This window comes from Micromonospora sp. DH14, from assembly GCF_029809455.1.
Lineage (GTDB): Bacteria > Actinomycetota > Actinomycetes > Mycobacteriales > Micromonosporaceae > Micromonospora > Micromonospora parva.
Window position 1 is genome coordinate 1 of record NZ_JARVKT010000043.1, and the last position, 18,329, is coordinate 18,329.

23 protein-coding genes are annotated in these 18,329 nt (G+C 67.8%); all 23 read left to right on the forward strand.

Going from position 1 to position 18,329, the window contains the following annotated elements; genetic code table 11:
- Positions 1 to 119: 119 nt before the first annotated feature.
- Positions 120 to 4,007: a DNA-directed RNA polymerase subunit beta' gene (locus tag QCZ28_RS31580; RefSeq protein ID WP_030329878.1), complete on the forward strand. Its 3,888-nt coding sequence runs from the start codon at positions 120 to 122 to the stop codon at positions 4,005 to 4,007.
- A gap of 94 nt (positions 4,008 to 4,101) precedes the next feature.
- A complete protein-coding gene (locus tag QCZ28_RS31585) occupies positions 4,102 to 4,470 on the forward strand; it encodes a hypothetical protein (RefSeq protein WP_210859764.1) in 369 nt (122 codons plus the stop codon).
- Between the two features lie 749 nt (positions 4,471 to 5,219).
- Positions 5,220 to 5,600 (forward strand): hypothetical protein, encoded by a 381-nt coding sequence (locus QCZ28_RS31590; RefSeq protein ID WP_279520036.1) that lies wholly within the window; start codon positions 5,220 to 5,222, stop codon positions 5,598 to 5,600.
- A gap of 508 nt (positions 5,601 to 6,108) precedes the next feature.
- Complete coding sequence (gene rpsL / locus QCZ28_RS31595) at positions 6,109 to 6,483, forward strand: 30S ribosomal protein S12 (RefSeq protein ID WP_007465318.1); 375 nt, start codon at positions 6,109 to 6,111, stop codon at positions 6,481 to 6,483.
- 1 nt (position 6,484) lies between these two features.
- A complete protein-coding gene (gene rpsG, locus QCZ28_RS31600; protein WP_007465317.1) occupies positions 6,485 to 6,955 on the forward strand; it encodes a 30S ribosomal protein S7 in 471 nt (156 codons plus the stop codon).
- 74 nt (positions 6,956 to 7,029) lie between these two features.
- Entirely contained in the window at positions 7,030 to 9,126 is a 2,097-nt protein-coding gene (fusA, locus tag QCZ28_RS31605; protein WP_030329884.1) for an elongation factor G, read from the forward strand.
- Positions 9,127 to 9,338: 212 nt separating this feature from the next.
- Positions 9,339 to 10,532, forward strand: coding sequence for an elongation factor Tu (tuf, locus tag QCZ28_RS31610; protein ID WP_030329885.1), 1,194 nt, complete (start codon positions 9,339 to 9,341; stop codon positions 10,530 to 10,532).
- Between the two features lie 350 nt (positions 10,533 to 10,882).
- Positions 10,883 to 11,191 carry a 30S ribosomal protein S10 gene (rpsJ, locus tag QCZ28_RS31615; RefSeq protein WP_007073037.1) on the forward strand — a complete coding sequence of 103 codons (309 nt, stop codon included), beginning with the start codon at positions 10,883 to 10,885 and terminating at the stop codon, positions 11,189 to 11,191.
- Between the two features lie 11 nt (positions 11,192 to 11,202).
- The gene (gene rplC, locus QCZ28_RS31620) at positions 11,203 to 11,868 is read left to right on the forward strand and encodes a 50S ribosomal protein L3 (protein WP_030329888.1); all 666 of its coding nucleotides are present in this window, start codon (positions 11,203 to 11,205) and stop codon (positions 11,866 to 11,868) included.
- Complete coding sequence (rplD, locus tag QCZ28_RS31625) at positions 11,865 to 12,515, forward strand: 50S ribosomal protein L4 (RefSeq protein ID WP_030329890.1); 651 nt, start codon at positions 11,865 to 11,867, stop codon at positions 12,513 to 12,515. The genes rplC and rplD overlap by 4 nt, the downstream gene beginning before the upstream one ends.
- Complete coding sequence (rplW, locus tag QCZ28_RS31630; protein WP_007465304.1) at positions 12,512 to 12,814, forward strand: 50S ribosomal protein L23; 303 nt, start codon at positions 12,512 to 12,514, stop codon at positions 12,812 to 12,814. The genes rplD and rplW overlap by 4 nt, the downstream gene beginning before the upstream one ends.
- Before the next feature lie 12 nt (positions 12,815 to 12,826).
- Complete coding sequence (gene rplB / locus QCZ28_RS31635) at positions 12,827 to 13,666, forward strand: 50S ribosomal protein L2 (protein ID WP_030329891.1); 840 nt, start codon at positions 12,827 to 12,829, stop codon at positions 13,664 to 13,666.
- Between the two features lie 12 nt (positions 13,667 to 13,678).
- Positions 13,679 to 13,960, forward strand: coding sequence for a 30S ribosomal protein S19 (rpsS, locus tag QCZ28_RS31640; protein ID WP_007465299.1), 282 nt, complete (start codon positions 13,679 to 13,681; stop codon positions 13,958 to 13,960).
- Between the two features lie 41 nt (positions 13,961 to 14,001).
- A complete protein-coding gene (rplV, locus tag QCZ28_RS31645; RefSeq protein ID WP_007465297.1) occupies positions 14,002 to 14,460 on the forward strand; it encodes a 50S ribosomal protein L22 in 459 nt (152 codons plus the stop codon).
- Complete coding sequence (rpsC, locus tag QCZ28_RS31650; protein ID WP_007465294.1) at positions 14,460 to 15,329, forward strand: 30S ribosomal protein S3; 870 nt, start codon at positions 14,460 to 14,462, stop codon at positions 15,327 to 15,329. Before rplV ends, rpsC begins: the two co-directional genes overlap by 1 nt.
- A gap of 3 nt (positions 15,330 to 15,332) precedes the next feature.
- Positions 15,333 to 15,758, forward strand: a complete 426-nt coding sequence (gene rplP / locus QCZ28_RS31655; protein WP_007465292.1) for a 50S ribosomal protein L16 — start codon at positions 15,333 to 15,335, stop codon at positions 15,756 to 15,758.
- Complete coding sequence (gene rpmC / locus QCZ28_RS31660; RefSeq protein WP_007465283.1) at positions 15,758 to 15,994, forward strand: 50S ribosomal protein L29; 237 nt, start codon at positions 15,758 to 15,760, stop codon at positions 15,992 to 15,994. Before rplP ends, rpmC begins: the two co-directional genes overlap by 1 nt.
- Entirely contained in the window at positions 15,991 to 16,269 is a 279-nt protein-coding gene (gene rpsQ, locus QCZ28_RS31665; RefSeq protein WP_030329894.1) for a 30S ribosomal protein S17, read from the forward strand. The genes rpmC and rpsQ overlap by 4 nt, the downstream gene beginning before the upstream one ends.
- Before the next feature lie 97 nt (positions 16,270 to 16,366).
- Positions 16,367 to 16,735, forward strand: a complete 369-nt coding sequence (rplN, locus tag QCZ28_RS31670) for a 50S ribosomal protein L14 (protein ID WP_007073026.1) — start codon at positions 16,367 to 16,369, stop codon at positions 16,733 to 16,735.
- A complete protein-coding gene (rplX, locus tag QCZ28_RS31675; protein WP_007465276.1) occupies positions 16,732 to 17,052 on the forward strand; it encodes a 50S ribosomal protein L24 in 321 nt (106 codons plus the stop codon). Before rplN ends, rplX begins: the two co-directional genes overlap by 4 nt.
- The gene (gene rplE / locus QCZ28_RS31680; protein ID WP_030329896.1) at positions 17,052 to 17,618 is read left to right on the forward strand and encodes a 50S ribosomal protein L5; all 567 of its coding nucleotides are present in this window, start codon (positions 17,052 to 17,054) and stop codon (positions 17,616 to 17,618) included. Before rplX ends, rplE begins: the two co-directional genes overlap by 1 nt.
- Before the next feature lies 1 nt (position 17,619).
- Positions 17,620 to 17,805: a type Z 30S ribosomal protein S14 gene (locus tag QCZ28_RS31685; RefSeq protein WP_007465272.1), complete on the forward strand. Its 186-nt coding sequence runs from the start codon at positions 17,620 to 17,622 to the stop codon at positions 17,803 to 17,805.
- A 116-nt stretch (positions 17,806 to 17,921) separates the two neighbouring features.
- Positions 17,922 to 18,329: a 30S ribosomal protein S8 gene (gene rpsH / locus QCZ28_RS31690; RefSeq protein ID WP_007465270.1), complete on the forward strand. Its 408-nt coding sequence runs from the start codon at positions 17,922 to 17,924 to the stop codon at positions 18,327 to 18,329.

The window sequence follows — 18,329 nt, forward strand, 5'->3', positions numbered from 1 at the left end:
TCAACGAGCTGGTCCGGGTCTACGTCGCCCAGAAGCGCAAGATCCAGGACGGCGACAAGCTCGCCGCCCCCCGACCCCGCCCGAGAATTAGCAGTACAGACGACGACATAGGGGACATAGTGCTCGACGTCAACTTCTTCGACGAGCTGCGCATTGGTCTCGCCACCGCTGACGACATCCGTCAGTGGTCGCACGGCGAGGTCAAGAAGCCTGAGACGATCAACTACCGCACCCTGAAGCCGGAAAAGGACGGGCTCTTCTGCGAGAAGATCTTCGGTCCTCAGCGGGACTGGGAGTGCTACTGCGGTAAGTACAAGCGGGTCCGGTTCAAGGGCATCATCTGTGAGCGCTGCGGCGTCGAGGTGACTCGCTCCAAGGTCCGTCGTGAGCGGATGGGGCACATCGAGCTCGCCGCTCCGGTGACCCACATCTGGTACTTCAAGGGCGTTCCGAGCCGGCTGGGCTACCTGCTGGACCTCGCCCCCAAGGACCTCGAGAAGATCATTTACTTCGCCTCGTACGTCGTGACGAGCGTGGACGCGGAGTCGCGTCACCGTGACCTATCGACGATCGAGAACGAGATCCTGGCCGAGAAGCGGCAGTCCGAGAACAGCCGCGACTCGGAGATCGAGAAGCGGGCCGCCAAGCTCGAGGCCGACCTGGCCGAGCTGGAGGCCGAGGGTGCCAAGGCGGACGTCCGGCGCAAGGTCAAGGAGGGCGGAGAGCGCGAGATGCGCCAGATCCGCGACCGGGCCCAGCGCGAGATCGACCGCCTGGACGAGGTGCTGGACACCTTCCGCAAGCTGGAGCCGAAGCAGCTGGTCACCGACGAGCTGCTCTACCGCGAGCTGCGCGACCGGTTCGGTGAGTACTTCACCGGTTCCATGGGCGCCGAGGCGATCAAGGCGCTGGTCCAGAACATGGACCTCGACGCCGAGGCCGAGAGCCTGCGGGAGACCATCCGGTCCGGCAAGGGTCAGCGGAAGATCCGGGCGCTCAAGCGACTCAAGGTCGTCGCGGCGTTCCTGAACACCCGCAACTCGCCGCTCGGCATGGTGCTGGACTGCGTCCCGGTCATCCCGCCGGACCTGCGTCCGATGGTGCAGCTCGACGGTGGCCGCTTCGCGACCTCGGACCTGAACGACCTGTACCGCCGCGTGATCAACCGGAACAACCGCCTCAAGCGGCTGATCGACCTCGGCGCGCCCGAGATCATCGTCAACAACGAGAAGCGGATGCTCCAGGAGGCCGTCGACGCGCTGTTCGACAACGGCCGTCGCGGCCGGCCGGTCACCGGCCCGGGTAACCGCCCGCTCAAGTCGCTGTCCGACATGCTCAAGGGCAAGCAGGGCCGGTTCCGCCAGAACCTGCTGGGCAAGCGCGTCGACTACTCCGGCCGTTCGGTCATCGTGGTCGGCCCGAAGCTCAAGCTGCACCAGTGCGGTCTGCCCAAGCAGATGGCGCTGGAGCTGTTCAAGCCGTTCGTGATGAAGCGGCTGGTCGACCTCAACCACGCCCAGAACATCAAGTCCGCCAAGCGGATGGTCGAGCGTCAGCGCCCGGTCGTGTGGGACGTGCTGGAAGAGGTCATCGGCGAGCACCCGGTGCTGCTCAACCGGGCGCCGACCCTGCACCGCCTGGGCATCCAGGCCTTCGAGCCGCAGCTGGTCGAGGGCAAGGCCATCCAGATCCACCCGCTGGTCTGCACCGCGTTCAACGCCGACTTCGACGGTGACCAGATGGCGGTGCACGTGCCGCTGTCCGCCGAGGCCCAGGCCGAGGCGCGGATCCTGATGCTGTCGTCGAACAACATCCTCAAGCCGGCCGACGGTAAGCCGGTCACCATGCCCACCCAGGACATGGTCATCGGTCTGTACCACCTCACCCACCGCACCGCTGGTGAGAAGGGCGAGGGCCGGGCGTTCAGCTCGGACGCCGAGGCGCGGATGGCCTTCGACAACGGCGAGCTGCACCTGCAGGCGCCGGTGAAGATCCGCCTGCGTGACGTGGTCGGGGTCGACAACGGTGCTGGCGCCGAGGCGTGGACCGCCCCGGAGGGCTGGGTCGAGGGTGACCCGCTGACCGTGGAGACCACCCTGGGTCGGGTGCTGTTCAACGAGACGCTGCCGCAGGGCTACCGCTTCGTGAACTACGAGATCCGCAAGGGTCAGCTCTCCGCGATCGTCAACGACCTCGCCGAGCGCTTCCCCAAGGTGGCGCTGGCCGCCACCCTGGACGGGCTCAAGGAGGCCGGTTTCCACTGGGCCACCTGGTCCGGCGTGACGATCGGTATGGAGGACGTCATCGCGCCGCCGCGTAAGGCGGAGATCCTGGCCCGGTACGAGAAGGACGCCGACCAGATCGACAAGCAGTACCAGCGTGGTCTGATGACCGCCGAGGAGCGCCGCGGCGAGCTCATCGAGATCTGGACCAAGGCGACCAACGAGGTCGCCAAGGAGATGGACACCGCGCTGCCGCAGGAGAACCCGCTGTGGAAGATGATCAACTCGGGTGCTCGCGGTAACCTGCTCCAGCTCCGGCAGATCGCGGCGATCCGTGGTCTGGTGGCCAACCCCAAGGGCGAGATCATCCCGCGGCCGATCAAGGCCAGCTACCGGGAGGGTCTGTCCGTGCTGGAGTACTTCATCTCCACGCACGGTGCCCGCAAGGGTCTGGCCGACACCGCGCTGCGTACCGCCGACTCGGGTTACCTGACCCGTCGTCTGGTGGACGTCTCGCAGGACGTCATCATCCGTGAAGAGGACTGCGGCACCGACCGGGCGATCCCGATGCAGATCGGCGAGAAGCTGGACGGCAAGCTCGTCGTCCACACCCACGCCGAGACCAGCGTGCACGCCCGGACCCTCGCCGACGACATCAAGGGGCCGGACGGCACCGTGGTCGCCGAGCGCGGTCAGGACATCAACTCCATCGGGGTCGACAAGATCGTCGCCGCTGGTGTGGAGACCGTCCGGGTGCGCAGCGTGCTCACCTGCGAGTCGAAGCTCGGCGTCTGCGCGGCCTGCTACGGCCGGTCGCTGCCGACCGGTAAGTCGGTCGACATCGGCGAGGCGGTCGGCATCATCGCCGCCCAGTCCATCGGTGAGCCCGGTACGCAGCTGACGATGCGTACCTTCCACACCGGTGGTGTCGCGGGTGAGGACATCACCCAGGGTCTGCCGCGTGTTCAGGAAATCTTCGAGGCTCGGGTCCCGAAGGGTAAGGCGCCCATCGCCGACACCCCCGGCCGGATCCGGATCGAGGACGGCGAGCGCTCGCGCAAGATCATCGTGGTGCCGGACGACGGCAGCGACGAGATCGTCTACGACAAGATCTCGAAGCGCGTCAAGCTCCGGACCCACGACGGCGGTCACGTCGCGGTCGGCGAGAAGCTGACCGAGGGCACCATCGACCCGCACGAGCTGCTGCGGATCATGGGTCCGCGGGCGGTCCAGGTCCACCTGACCAGTGAGGTCCAGGAGGTCTACCGCTCGCAGGGTGTGCTCATCCACGACAAGCACATCGAGATCATCATCCGCCAGATGCTCAAGCGGGTGACGGTCATCGACTCCGGCTCGACCGAGTTCCTGCCGGGTGTGCTCGTCGACCGGGCGCTGTTCGAGTCGGAGAACCGCCGACTCGTCTCGGAGGGCGGCGAGCCCGCCGCCGGTCGTCCGGTGCTGATGGGTATCACCAAGGCCTCGCTGGCCACCGACTCCTGGCTCTCGGCGGCCTCCTTCCAGGAGACCACCCGGGTGCTGACCGACGCCGCGATCAACTCGCGCAGCGACTCGCTGGTCGGCCTCAAGGAGAACGTGATCATCGGAAAGCTCATCCCGGCCGGTACCGGCATCAGCAAGTACCGCAACGTCCGGGTCGAGCCGACCGAGGAGGCGAAGGCCAAGGTCTACTCGATGACCGGTTACCCGGAGACCGACTACGGGTTCGGGCCGGCCAGCGGGCAGGCCGTGCCGCTGGACGACTTCGACTTCGGGTCGTACCGCTAAGCACCAGTAACCCGACGAGGCCCCCGGTGAAAGCCGGGGGCCTCGTCGTGTCCGTGCCCACCCACCCCGCGACCGGGTTCGGCATGATGGGGGTATGACGACAGCACCAGGGCAGGTGTCCGTCGCCCAGCCGGACCTGCGTCACCCGCTGGACCCGGACCCGGCCCGTGCCACGAAGGCACGGGCGGTCTTCGCGCTGGGCCTGCTCGGCATGCTGACCGGGTTGTTCATCGGTGGCGTGGTGCCGGCCACCGTGGCCCTGCAACTGGCCCGGCAGGCACGCCGCGAGGCGTACGCGTCGGGGGGTTTCCTGACCGGCAGCGTGTGGCTGCGACGGGGGGAGCGGATGGCCTGGACCGGTCTGGTGCTGGTCGCGGTCAGCGTGGTGGCCGCGGTGGTCATCGGGGTGGTCCGGTTGGCCGGTGCGCCGTTCGGCCACGACTACCCGGCGAACATGGACTGAGGCCGCCGGTGGCCGCGCCCGGCGCGGGTGGCGGCGCTCGCGGCGGTAGCCTGGCCGGTGTCCGCCGCGTGGCGGTGGCGGCCTTTCGACAGGAGGACCTCGTGACGGAACCGGCGCGGCCCCCTGCGGACGAACCGGACGGCCCTGCGGACCCGCCGGCTCCTGCCTCCGAGCCGAGTGACTGGACGCGGCCGGGCCCGGGCGGTGCGGAGCACCCTCCGGTGCCCACCCCGGATGCGCCACCCGCTGCGGGGCCGTACCCCGGCTGGGGCACGACCTCGACGCCCGGCTCCGGCCAGCCGCACCCGGTCTCCGGCACGCCGACCTCGACGCCGCAGGGCTGGGGTCCGCCGTCATCCGGGCCGGGAGCGCCGCACGGTTGGGGTCCGCCGCCGGGTGGGCCGGGTGCACCGTACGGCTGGGGTCCGCCGTCGTCGGGGCCGGGAGCGCCGCAGGGTTGGGGTCCGCCGCCGGGTGGGCCGGGAGCGCCGCACGGGTGGGGTCCGCCGCCGTCGGGGCCGGGAACGCCGCACGGTTGGGGTCCGCCGCCGGGTGGGCCGGGTGCACCGTACGGCTGGGGTCCGCCGTCGTCGGGGCCGGGAGCGCCGCACGGGTGGGGTCCGCCGTCGTCCGGGCCCGGCGGCCCGCCCGGATGGGGTCCGCCGCCGGGGCACGGTCCCGGGTGGGGTGGCTCGCCGGGGCGCTCGGTGGCGCCGCCCACCGACGACCAACGCCGGCCGCCGAAGCGGGTGGAGTCGGTGTCGGGCACGCCGTTCGGCGTCGTGCACCTGGACGTGGCGCCGGTCACCTCCGGGCTGGCCATCGGAGCGCTGGTGGCGGGGATCGCGTCGGTCCTGGTGTCGTTACTGGTGATCTGCTTCGGAGTGGCCTTCATGAACGACGGCGGTGCCTGGGCCTCCGGAGCGTTCGCCGCGCTGGGTGTGTTCGCCGGCGGTGCGGCGGTCGCTGTCGGGCTGCTCGGCCGGCGACAGATCGGTCGGCCGGCCGCGCCCTCCGCGGTCCAGTTCACCGGGCGCGGTCTGGCGATGGCGGGGATCAGCTGCGGCGCGGTGGGGGCGGTGCTCAGTGCCCTGGGCCTGGGCCTGGCCCTGCTGCTCGCACTGACCTGAAAGTGATCACCGACAGATCCGACACCTGACGGGGGTTTCCCGCGGAAGGCTTCCGGTCCGCCCGGGGGCGATGGGTGCTTCTGCGGGAGAGCCGGTACACTTGTATTCGTAGGTGCCCATCGCGGGCGACCGGGCAGGACGAGATACGGCTGGCGGGTGTGAGACTGCTGCCGGGCCATTCCGTTTTGACCTGGGCGGTTGTGGTAGGTACTCTTTCCCCTTGTGCCCGGGCATGCCCGGGCAACTCGTGCGTGCGCTGTTACCGGCTTACGGACGGCGGCACGACAAGCCAAGGATCCGGGGCGGGGCGACCCGCGTGCCGGTGACAAAACCCGGTACGCACGCGAGAGCGTGGCAACGGGACCGTGACGAGGGCGACACGCCCGACCGCGGGTGCCGGGGTCTCCGCAAGGTGGCCCTGGTCGGAATGTAGGAGAGCCGGTCATCAGGCCGGCTAACGAGCAGACGGCGCGGCCGCGGATGCGGCCGAAGGGAGCGGAGAAACCCGGTGCCCACGATCCAGCAGCTGGTCCGAAAGGGCCGCCAGGCGAAGACGACCAAGACCAAGACCCCGGCGCTGAAGGGTTCCCCTCAGCGGCGCGGCGTGTGCACCCGCGTGTACACCACCACCCCGAAGAAGCCGAACTCGGCGCTGCGCAAGGTCGCTCGCGTGAAGCTCAGCAGCCAGATCGAGGTGACCGCCTACATCCCCGGCGTCGGTCACAACCTGCAGGAGCACTCGATCGTGCTCGTCCGCGGTGGCCGGGTGAAGGACCTCCCCGGCGTGCGTTACAAGATCGTTCGCGGCTCGCTGGACACCCAGGGTGTCCGCAACCGCAAGCAGGCGCGCAGCCGTTACGGCGCGAAGAAGGAGAAGAGCTGACATGCCGCGTAAGGGACCCGCTCCGCGGCGGCCACTGGTCGCTGACCCGGTGTACAACTCGCCGCTGGTCACCCAGCTGGTGAACAAGATCCTGCTCCGCGGCAAGCGTCAGCTCGCCGAGTCCATCGTGTACGCGGCCCTCGAGGGCTGCCGCGAGAAGTCCGGCACCGACCCGGTCGTCACCCTCAAGCGGGCGATGGACAACGTCAAGCCGACCCTCGAGGTGCGTAGCCGCCGGGTCGGTGGCGCCACCTACCAGGTTCCGGTCGAGGTCCGCCCGACCCGGGCGACCACCCTGGGCCTGCGCTGGCTGGTCACCTACTCCCGCGCCCGGCGCGAGAAGACCATGGTCGAGCGGCTGATGAACGAGCTGCTGGACGCGAGCAACGGCCTCGGTGCCGCCGTCAAGCGGCGCGAGGACACGCACAAGATGGCCGAGTCGAACAAGGCCTTCGCGCACTACCGCTGGTAACACCCTGGTTCCGGCGCCTCCGGGCGCCGGAACCGCCACCAGTTGAGTCGAGACGACGATAAGTAGGGATTGAAGTGGCCGCCGCAGACGCGCTCGCCAACGTACGCAACATCGGCATCATGGCGCACATCGATGCCGGTAAGACCACGACCACCGAGCGAATCCTGTTCTACACCGGTATCACGTACAAGATCGGTGAGGTCCACGAGGGCGCTGCCGTCATGGACTGGATGGAGCAGGAGCAGGAGCGTGGCATCACCATCACCTCCGCTGCCACCAAGTGTGAGTGGAAGGGCCACACGATCCAGATCATCGACACGCCGGGCCACGTCGACTTCACGGTCGAGGTCGAGCGGTCGCTGCGGGTCCTGGATGGTGCGGTCGCGGTCTACGACGGTGTCGCCGGCGTGGAGCCGCAGACGGAGAACGTCTGGCGGCAGGCCGACAAGTACAACGTCCCGCGGATGTGCTTCGTCAACAAGCTCGACCGGACCGGTGCCGACTTCTTCCGCTGCGTGCAGATGATGATCGACCGGCTGAACGCCACCCCGCTGGTGCTCCAGATCCCGATTGGGCTCGAGGGTGACCACATCGGTGTCGTCGACCTGATCGGCATGCGCGCCCTCACCTGGCGTGGGGAGACCCAGAAGGGTGAGGACTACGCGGTTGAGGAGATCCCGGCCGACCTGGCCGACTCCGCTGCCGAGTGGCGCGAGAAGCTGATGGAGACCCTCGCCGACGTCGACGACGCGGTGATGGAGAAGTACCTGGAGGGCGAAGAGGTCTCCGTCGAGGAGATCAAGGCCGCCATCCGGCGTGCCACCATCGCCGGCAAGGCCAACCCGGTACTCTGCGGCTCGGCGTTCAAGAACAAGGGCGTCCAGCCCATGCTCGACGCCGTGGTCGACTTCCTGCCGTCGCCGCTGGACGTTCCGGCGATCGAGGGTACGGCCACCGACGGTGAGACCCCGCTGGTGCGGAAGCCCTCGAAGTCGGAGCCGTTCTCCGGTCTGGCCTTCAAGATCCAGACGGACAAGCACCTTGGCAAGCTCACCTACGTCCGGGTCTACTCCGGCGTGGTCGAGACCGGTACCCAGGTGGTCAACTCCACCAAGGACCGCAAGGAGCGCATCGGCAAGATCTACCAGATGCACGCCAACAAGCGGGAAGAGCGCAGCTCGGCCCAGGCTGGCGACATCATCGCGGTGCAGGGTCTCAAGCAGACCACCACCGGTGACACGCTGTCCGACCCGGCGAACCCGGTCATCCTGGAGTCGATGACCTTCCCGGAGCCGGTCATCGAGGTCGCCATCGAGCCGAAGACCAAGGCCGACCAGGAGAAGCTCAGCACCGCCATCCAGCGGCTGGCCGAGGAGGACCCGACCTTCCGCGTCAAGCTGGACGAGGAGACCGGTCAGACGGTCATCTCCGGCATGGGCGAGCTGCACCTGGACATCCTGGTCGACCGGATGCGCCGCGAGTTCAACGTCGAGGCCAACATCGGCAAGCCGCAGGTGGCGTACCGCGAGACCATCCGCCGCAAGGTGGAGAAGGTCGAGTACACCCACAAGAAGCAGACCGGTGGTTCCGGCCAGTACGCCCGCGTGATCGTGAGCGTCGAGCCGCTGCCGCTGGACAACGACTCGCCGACCTACGAGTTCGCCAACGCCGTCAGCGGTGGCCGCATCCCCCGGGAGTTCATCCCCTCGGTGGACGCGGGTGCGCAGGACGCGATGCAGTACGGCATCCTCGCCGGCTTCCCGCTGGTCGGCGTGAAGCTGACCCTGCTGGACGGCCAGTACCACGAGGTCGACTCGTCGGAAATGGCATTCAAGATCGCCGGCTCCATGGTGATGAAGGACGCGGCCCGCAAGGCCGATCCCGCACTCCTTGAGCCGATGATGGCCGTTGAGGTCACCACTCCTGAGGAGAACATGGGTGACGTCATCGGCGACCTCAACTCCCGCCGCGGCCTGATCCAGGCGATGGAGGAGCGCAGTGGCGCCCGCATCGTCAGGGCTCTGGTGCCGTTGTCGGAGATGTTCGGCTACGTCGGCGACCTGCGGTCGAAGACCCAGGGCCGGGCGAGCTACAGCATGCAGTTCGACTCCTACGCCGAGGTTCCGGCCTCGGTGGCCAAGGAGATCATCGCCAAGGCGACGGGCGAGTAGCACCCTGAGCAGGTGATTCGTGGTTGGTCGCGGGAGGTTTCACCCGCCCGCGACCACCACGATCGGATCGCGTGAGACCGGGCCTGTAGGCTTCATCGCCGCAGAACCCACAAAGGCTCTCCGGCCGTCAGGCCGGAAAGGCTGTCGACAGAGTCCTAAGCGCCGACCGGCGCGCCGGGCGTACGAACCAAGAAGTCCACAGGAGGACACCAGTGGCGAAGGCTAAGTTCGAGCGGACTAAGCCGCACGTCAACATCGGCACCATTGGTCACATCGACCACGGTAAGACGACGCTGACGGCGGCCATCACCAAGGTCCTGCACGACCAGTACCCGGACCTGAACCCCTACACGCCGTTCGACGAGATCGACAAGGCGCCGGAGGAGAAGGCCCGCGGCATCACGATCTCGATCGCGCACGTCGAGTACCAGACCGAGTCGCGGCACTACGCGCACGTCGACTGCCCTGGGCACGCCGACTACATCAAGAACATGATCACCGGTGCCGCGCAGATGGACGGCGCGATCCTGGTGGTGGCGGCGACTGACGGCCCGATGCCGCAGACCCGCGAGCACGTGCTGCTGGCCCGTCAGGTCGGTGTGCCGTACATCGTCGTGGCGCTCAACAAGAGCGACATGGTCGATGACGAGGAGCTCCTGGAGCTCGTCGAGCTCGAGGTCCGTGAGCTGCTCTCCTCGCAGGAGTACCCGGGTGACGACCTGCCGGTCGTTCGGGTTTCGGCGCTGAAGGCCCTCGAGGGTGACCCCGAGTGGACCGGCAAGCTGCTGGAGCTGATGACCGCTGTCGACACCTCGATCCCGCAGCCGGAGCGCGAGGTTGACAAGCCGTTCCTGATGCCGGTTGAGGACGTCTTCACGATCACCGGTCGTGGCACCGTCGTCACCGGTCGCGTGGAGCGCGGCGTTCTCCTGCCGAACGAGGATGTCGAGCTCGTCGGTATCAAGGAGAAGAGCTTCAAGACCAAGGTCACCGCGATCGAGATGTTCCGGAAGACCCTGGACGACGCCCGCGCAGGTGAGAACGTCGGCCTGCTGCTGCGTGGCACCAAGCGCGACGAGGTCGAGCGCGGCATGGTCGTCGTGAAGCCGGGCTCGAACACCCCGCACACGGAGTTCGAGGCGACGGTCTACATCCTCTCCAAGGAGGAGGGCGGCCGGCACACCCCGTTCTTCCAGAACTACCGTCCGCAGTTCTACTTCCGGACCACTGACGTCACCGGTGTCGTCACCCTCCCCGAGGGCACCGAGATGGTCATGCCGGGTGACAACACCTCCATGTCGGTGAAGCTGATCCAGCCCATCGCCATGGAGGAGAACCTCAAGTTCGCGATCCGCGAGGGTGGCCGCACCGTCGGCGCCGGGTTCGTCACCAAGATCAACAAGTGAGCTAGGTAACCCCGATTAGACCCGCCGCCGGTCGTGCGGCATACTAGTCAGGTTGCGTAACGACAGTTCGTCGCCTGTGTTCGGCTTTCGCTGAACCTCCGGGTGGCGAGGCAGTCGAGCGTAGGGTGGTTGGCGGCCCAGTCGCCAACCACCCTCGCACGGCGTTCAGGTCGCGGTAATGCGATCGGCGCCTTGACCCACCGCGCGGTCAGCACCACTCCGGAACCACGGGGCGGAGCTCGGCCCGAGGGCGCGACACGCCCGACCGCGGGGGTCGGCGAAGTGGGCCTGTGCCAGCCGGTACAGGCGCCCGCAACACAGCGGCATCGAGAGAAGGAACAGAAGCCACCATGGCGGGACAGAAGATCCGCATCCGGCTCAAGGCCTATGACCACGAGGTCGTCGACTCCTCGGCTCGGAAGATCGTCGAGACGGTGACGCGCACCGGGGCGCAGGTCGCGGGCCCGGTGCCGCTGCCCACGGAGATCAACCGTTTCTGCGTTATCCGCTCGCCGCACAAGTACAAGGACTCGCGCGAGCACTTCGAGATGCGCACGCACAAGCGGCTGATCGACATCATCGACCCGACCCCGAAGACGGTCGACTCGCTCATGCGCCTCGACCTGCCGGCTGGCGTCGACATCGAGATCAAGCTGTAGGGACCGGACAAATGGACAGGCAAGTCAAGGGGATCCTGGGCGCCAAGCTCGGCATGACCCAGGTCTGGGACAACAACCGTGTTGTTCCCGTGACCGTGGTCGAGGCCGGCCCGTGCGTCATCAGCCAGGTTCGTAGCGCCGAGAAGGACGGTTACTCCGCGGTCCAGCTGGCGTACGGCACCATCGACCCGCGCAAGGTCAAGAAGCCGATCAGCGGTCACTACGCCAAGGCGGACGTGGCGCCGCGCCGGCACATCGTCGAGCTGCGCACCACCGACGCTGGGGAATACTCGCTCGGCCAGGAAGTCACTGTCGAGGAGTTCCCGGCCGGCGTCACCATCGACGTCACCGGCAAGACCAAGGGCAAGGGCTACGCCGGCCCGATGAAGCGGCACGGCTTCCACGGTCTGCGCGCCAGCCACGGTGTCGAGCGCAAGCACCGCTCGCCCGGCTCCATCGGCGCCTGCGCCACTCCGGGTCGTGTCTTCAAGGGCACCCGGATGGCCGGCCGGATGGGTGGCGTGCGGTACACCGTGCAGAACCTCACCGTCCAGGCGGTCGACACCGAGAACAACCTGCTGCTCGTCCGGGGTGCCATTCCTGGTCCGAAGGGCGCGCTCGTTCTGGTCCGTACCGCGGCCAAGAGCAAGGTGAAGAAGGGCGGTGCGGCCAAGTGACCACCGTTGACGTGCGCACCGTCGAAGGCACCACCAGTGGCTCGGTCGAGCTGCCGGCGGACATCTTCGACGTGCAGGCCAACGTCGCGCTGATGCACCAGGTCGTGGTGGCCCAGCTCGCGGCGGCCCGACAGGGCACGCACAAGGCCAAGACCCGCGGCGAGGTCGCCGGTGGCGGCAAGAAGCCGTACAAGCAGAAGGGCACCGGTCGCGCCCGGCAGGGCTCGATCCGCGCGCCGCAGTTCGCCGGCGGTGGCGTCGTGCACGGTCCCGTGCCGCGCGACTACAGCCAGCGGACCCCGAAGAAGATGAAGGCCGCCGCTCTGCGCGGTGCCCTCTCCGACCGGGCCCGCGCCGGGCAGGTGCACGTCGTCGAGGCGTTCGTCTCGGGCGAGAAGCCGTCGACCAAGGCGGCCCTGGCCACGCTGACCAAGCTCACCGAGGCCCGTCGGGTCCTGGTGGTGCTGAGCAGCACCGACGAACTGAACTGGGTGTCGCTGCGCAACGAGCCGCGGGTGCACCTGATCGAGTCCGGCCAGCTGAACACGTACGACGTGCTGGTGGCCGACGACGTGGTCTTCACCAAGGACGCCCTGGACGAGTTCCTGGGCGTGCCCGCCGAGACCACCGAGGAGGGTGGCAAGTGAGCACCATCGCCGACCCGCGCGACATCATCGTGGCGCCGGTCGTCTCGGAGAAGAGCTACAGCGAGCTGAACCGGAATTGGTACACCTTCCTGGTGCACCCGGACGCGAACAAGACCGAGATCAAGATCGCTATCCAGCAGATCTTCAACGTCCGCGTCCTGACGGTCAACACGCTCAACCGCCAGGGTAAGCGTAAGCGCACCAAGACCGGCTTCGGTCAGCGCAAGGCGACCAAGCGGGCGATCGTGAAGCTGGCTGACGGTGACCGCATCGAGGCCTTCGGCGGCCCGGTCAGCTGAGGGGTGTAGACAATGGCTATCCGTAAGTACAAGCCGACGACGCCGGGCCGACGTGGCTCGAGTGTCGCCGACTTCGCCGAGATCACCCGGTCCACGCCGGAGAAGTCGCTGCTGGCTCCGTTGCCGAAGAAGGGCGGGCGTAACGCCCACGGCCGGATCACCACGCGGCACCACGGCGGCGGTCACAAGCGCCAGTACCGTCTGATCGACTTCAAGCGGGTCGACAAGGACGGCGTGCCGGCGAAGGTCGCTCACATCGAGTACGACCCGAACCGCACCGCGCGTATCGCGCTGCTGCACTACGCCGACGGCGAGAAGCGGTACATCATCGCGCCGAAGGACATGAAGCAGGGCGACCGCGTCGAGTCCGGCCCGGGCGCCGACATCAAGCCGGGTAACAACCTGCCGCTGCGCAACATCCCGGTCGGTACCACCATCCACAACGTGGAGCTGCGTCCGGGTGGCGGGGCCAAGCTGGCCCGTTCCGCCGGCGTCGGCATCCAGCTGCTCGGCCGTGAGGGCGCGTACGCGACCCTGCGTATGCCGTCCGGTGAGATCCGGCGGGTCGACGTGCGCTGCCGCGCCAGCATCGGCGAGATCGGCAACGCCGACCAGTCGAACATCAACTGGGGTAAGGCCGGCCGGATGCGGTGGAAGGGCAAGCGCCCGACCGTCCGTGGTGTCGCCATGAACCCGGTCGACCACCCGCACGGTGGTGGTGAGGGTAAGACCTCCGGTGGTCGCCACCCGGTCAACCCGCAGGGTAAGCCCGAGGGCCGCACCCGCCGTAAGGGCCAGCCGAGTGACCGGCTGATCGTCCGCCGTCGCTACGCCACGCGTAAGCGCGGCTGAGGGAGATAAGACATGCCTCGCAGCCTGAAGAAGGGCCCGTTCGTCGACGACCACCTGCTCAAGAAGGTGGAAGTTCAGAACGACAAGGGCTCCAAGAACGTGATCAAGACCTGGTCGCGGCGCTCGACGATCATCCCCGAGATGCTGGGGCACACGATCGCCGTGCACGACGGACGCAAGCACGTCCCGGTGTTCGTGACCGAGGCGATGGTCGGGCACAAGCTCGGCGAGTTCGCGCTGACCCGCACGTTCAAGGGTCACGAGAAGGACGACCGGAAGAGCCGTCGGCGCTGACGCCGCGGGCATACGGATAGAGGGAACAAGGGGTTACAGCGATGCCAGGAAAGGGCGACGCTCCGGTGCTTCCGGGCGCGCGGGCGGTTGCGCGGCACGTGCGCATCTCGCCGATGAAGGCGCGCCGGGTGGTCAACCTCGTCCGCGGCCTGCCCGCGAAGGAGGCGCTCACGGTGCTGCAGTTCGCGCCGCAGGCTGCGAGCGAGCAGGTGTACAAGGTGCTCGCTAGCGCGATCGCCAACGCGGAGAACAACGAGCGGCTGGACCCCGACGCGCTGCTCGTCAGCGAGGCCTTCGTGGACGAGGGCCCGACGATGAAGCGGTTCCAGCCGCGGGCCCAGGGTCGGGCCTACCGCATCCGCAAGCGCACGTGCCACATCACCGTGGCGGTCGAAGCGGTCGCGCCGGCAGCACCGAGGAAGGCCGCGGCTAAGAAGGCCGCCCCGGCCACGGAGGCCGCACCGGCCGAAGCGCAGAGCAAGACGGAGGACGCCGAGTAATGGGTCAGAAGGTTCACCCCACTGGGTTCCGGCTCGGCATCTCGACCGACTGGAAGTCCCGCTGGTTCGCGGACAAGCTCTACAAGGACTACATCGGCGAGGATGTCAAGATCCGCCGCATGATGTCCAAGGGCCTCGAGCGTGCCGGGATTTCCAAGGTCGACATCGAGCGCACCCGCGACCGGGTCCGGGTCGACATCCACACCGCCCGGCCGGGCATCGTCATCGGCCGTAAGGGTGCGGAGGCCGACCGGATCCGCGGCGAGCTGGAGAAGCTCACCGGCAAGCAGGTTCAGCTGAACATCATCGAGGTGAAGAACCCCGAGTCGGACGCTCAGCTGGTCGCGCAGGGCGTGGCCGAGCAGCTGTCCAGCCGGGTCAGCTTCCGTCGGGCGATGCGCAAGGCCATGCAGTCGGCGATGAAGAACCCGGTCTGCAAGGGCATCCGGGTTCAGGTTTCGGGTCGCCTCGGCGGCGCCGAGATGAGCCGGACCGAGTTCTACCGTGAGGGCCGGGTTCCGCTGCACACGCTGCGGGCCAACATCGAGTACGGCTTCTTCGAGGCCCGTACCACGTTCGGTCGGATCGGTGTGAAGGTCTGGATCTACAAGGGCGACGCCGTCCCGGGCCGGGAGGCTCCGGCCGAGGCCGGTCCGTCCCGCCCGCGTCGTGGTGAGCGCGGCGACCGTCCCGAGCGTCCGCGCCGTGGCCGGTCGGGTTCGTCCGGCACCACGGCTGGTGGCACCGAGGCCGGTCGGGCTGCTGCGACCACCATCGCGCAGCAGGCCGAGACGCCGAGCGGCGAGCCGGTCGACAGCGCAGCTGTCGCCGCCGCTGCTGCTCCGGCAGAAACGCAGCAGGAGGGCTGACAGATGCTGATGCCGCGCAAGCCCCCGAAGGGCTTCCGCAAGCCGCACCACCCGGACCGCAGTGGCGCGTCCAAGGGTGGTAACCGGGTGGTGTTCGGCGAGTTCGGGATCCAGGCTCTCGAGCCGGCGTACGTGACGAACCGGCAGATCGAGTCGGCACGTATCGCGATGACTCGCCACATCAAGCGTGGTGGCAAGGTCTGGATCACGATCTTCCCGGACCAGGCCCTCACCAAGAAGCCTGCCGAGACCCGGATGGGTTCCGGTAAGGGTTCGCCCGAGTGGTGGGTTGCCAACGTCAAGCCGGGGCGGGTTCTCTTCGAGATGTCCTTCCCCAACGAGCAGATCGCGCGAGAGGCCATGCGTCGCGCGATCCACAAGCTCCCGATGAAGTGCCGCATTGTTACGCGCGAAGTGGGTGAATCCTGATGGCAGCGGGCGTTAAGGCGACCGAGCTGCGTGAGCTCTCCGAGGAGGAGCTGGTCACGAAGCTGCGGGAGGCCAAGGCGGAGCTGTTCAACCTCCGCGTGCAGGCCGCAACCGGGCAGCTGGACAACAACCGGCGGTTGCAGGTCATCCGTCGGGAGATCGCCCGGATCTACACGATCATGCGCGAGCGCGAGCTGGGGCTCTCGGCCGCGCCGACTGAGGTGACTGCATCATGACCGAAGAGACCGCCACCGCCGCCGCGCGGTCCCGCCGCAAGGTCCGTGAGGGCCTGGTGGTCAGCGACAAGATGGACAAGACCGTCGTGGTCGAGGTCGAGGACCGGGTTCGGCACGCGCTGTACGGCAAGATCATGCGCCGTACCAGCAAGCTGAAGGTGCACGACGAGCAGAACGCCGCTGGCACCGGTGACCGGGTTCTCATCATGGAGACCCGGCCGCTGAGCGCCACCAAGCGTTGGCGGATCGTGGAGATCCTGGAAAAGGCCAAGTAGCGAAGGCTCGAGCTCGCCCGGCGTTGCGTCGGGCGTTGGTTCCGCCAGGCTCCGGCCGCTACGGCGGCCGGAGAACCGGCAGACATAGGAGATAGACGTGATTCAGCAGGAGTCGCGACTGCGCGTCGCCGACAACACGGGTGCTCGGGAGATCCTGTGCATCCGGGTTCTCGGTGGCTCGGGTCGGCGCTACGCGAGCATCGGCGACGTCATCGTGGCCACGGTCAAGGACGCCATCCCGGGTGCCGGTGTGAAGAAGGGCGACGTCGTCAAGGCTGTCGTCGTTCGCACCGCGAAGGAGAAGCGGCGTCCGGACGGCTCGTACATCCGCTTCGACGAGAACGCCGCCGTCATCATCAAGGACGGCGGGGACCCGCGTGGAACCCGTATCTTCGGCCCGGTGGGCCGGGAGCTGCGGGACAAGCGGTTCATGAAGATTATTTCCCTCGCGCCGGAGGTGTTGTGACCGTGAAGGTCAAGAAGGGCGACACGGTCGTCGTCATCGCCGGCAAGGACAAGGGTGCCAAGGGCAAGGTCATCGCGGCCTACCCGCGGCAGGACAAGGTCCTGGTCGAGGGCGTGAACCGGGTCAAGAAGCACACCCGCATCAGCACCACCCAGCGTGGCGCCAAGACCGGCGGCATCGTCACTCAGGAGGCCCCGATCCACGTCTCGAACGTGCAGGTCCTGGACTCCGACGGCAAGCCGACCCGCGTCGGTTACCGGATCGACGACAACGGCCAGAAGGTCCGCATCGCGCGTAGCACCGGTAAGGACCTGTGATGACCACGGCTACCGAAAAGACCCTGCCGCGCCTCAAGGAGCGGTACCGCAACGAGATCGTGGCCCAGCTGCGTGAGCAGCACAGCTACGGCAACCCCATGCAGGTGCCGCGGCTGGTCAAGATCGTCGTCAACATGGGTGTCGGCGAGGCTGCTCGCGACGCCAAGCTGATCGACGGTGCGGTCCGCGACCTCGCCACGATCACCGGCCAGAAGCCGCAGGTGCGGCGGGCGACCAAGTCCATCGCGCAGTTCAAGCTCCGCGAGGGCATGCCGATCGGCGCGAAGGTCACCCTTCGTGGCGACCGGATGTGGGAGTTCCTGGACCGGCTGCTCTCCATCGCGCTGCCGCGTATCCGCGACTTCCGCGGCCTGGACGGGCGCAAGCTGGACGGGCACGGCAACTACACGTTCGGTCTGACCGAGCAGTCGGTGTTCCACGAGATCGACCAGGACAAGATCGATCGCCAGCGGGGCATGGACATCACGGTGGTCACGACCGCCACGACCGACGACGAGGGCCGGGCGCTGCTCAAGCTCCTGGGCTTCCCGTTCAAGGAGAACTGAGATGGCCAAGAAGGCGCTGATCATCAAGGCGGCCGCGAAGCCGAAGTTCTCGGTTCGCGCGTACACCCGCTGCCAGCGGTGCGGGCGTCCGAAGGCGGTCTACCGCAAGTTCGGGCTCTGCCGGGTCTGCATCCGGGAGATGGCTCACCGCGGTGAGCTGCCGGGCGTGTCCAAGGCTTCCTGGTAAGGGCGACCGCGTCCCGGCCGTCGGCCGGGAACTCCTGCACCGATTAGGTATTGCTCTTCGCCGTAGGCCCGGGGCTGGTGCCCCGGGAACCCCGGCGAGAAAGGCTGACGAAATCCATGACGATGACCGACCCGATCGCAGACATGCTCACGCGTCTGCGTAACGCCAACCAGGCGTACCACGATCAGGTGAAGATGCCCTACTCCAAGATCAAGGCGAACATCGCCGAGGTCTTGAAGGCCGAGGGTTACATCGCCACCTGGTCGGTCGAGGAGCCCGAGGAGGGCGCCGTCGGCAAGCGACTGGTCGTCGAGCTGAAGTACGGCCAGAACCGCGAGCGGAGCCTGGCCGGTATCAAGCGCGTGTCCAAGCCCGGTCTCCGGGTGTACGCCAAGTCGGACGGGCTCCCGCGGGTGCTCGGTGGGCTGGGCGTGGCGATCATTTCGACGTCCCAGGGGCTGCTGACCGACCGGCAGGCCCGCAAGCGGAGTGTTGGCGGGGAAGTCCTCGCCTTCGTCTGGTAA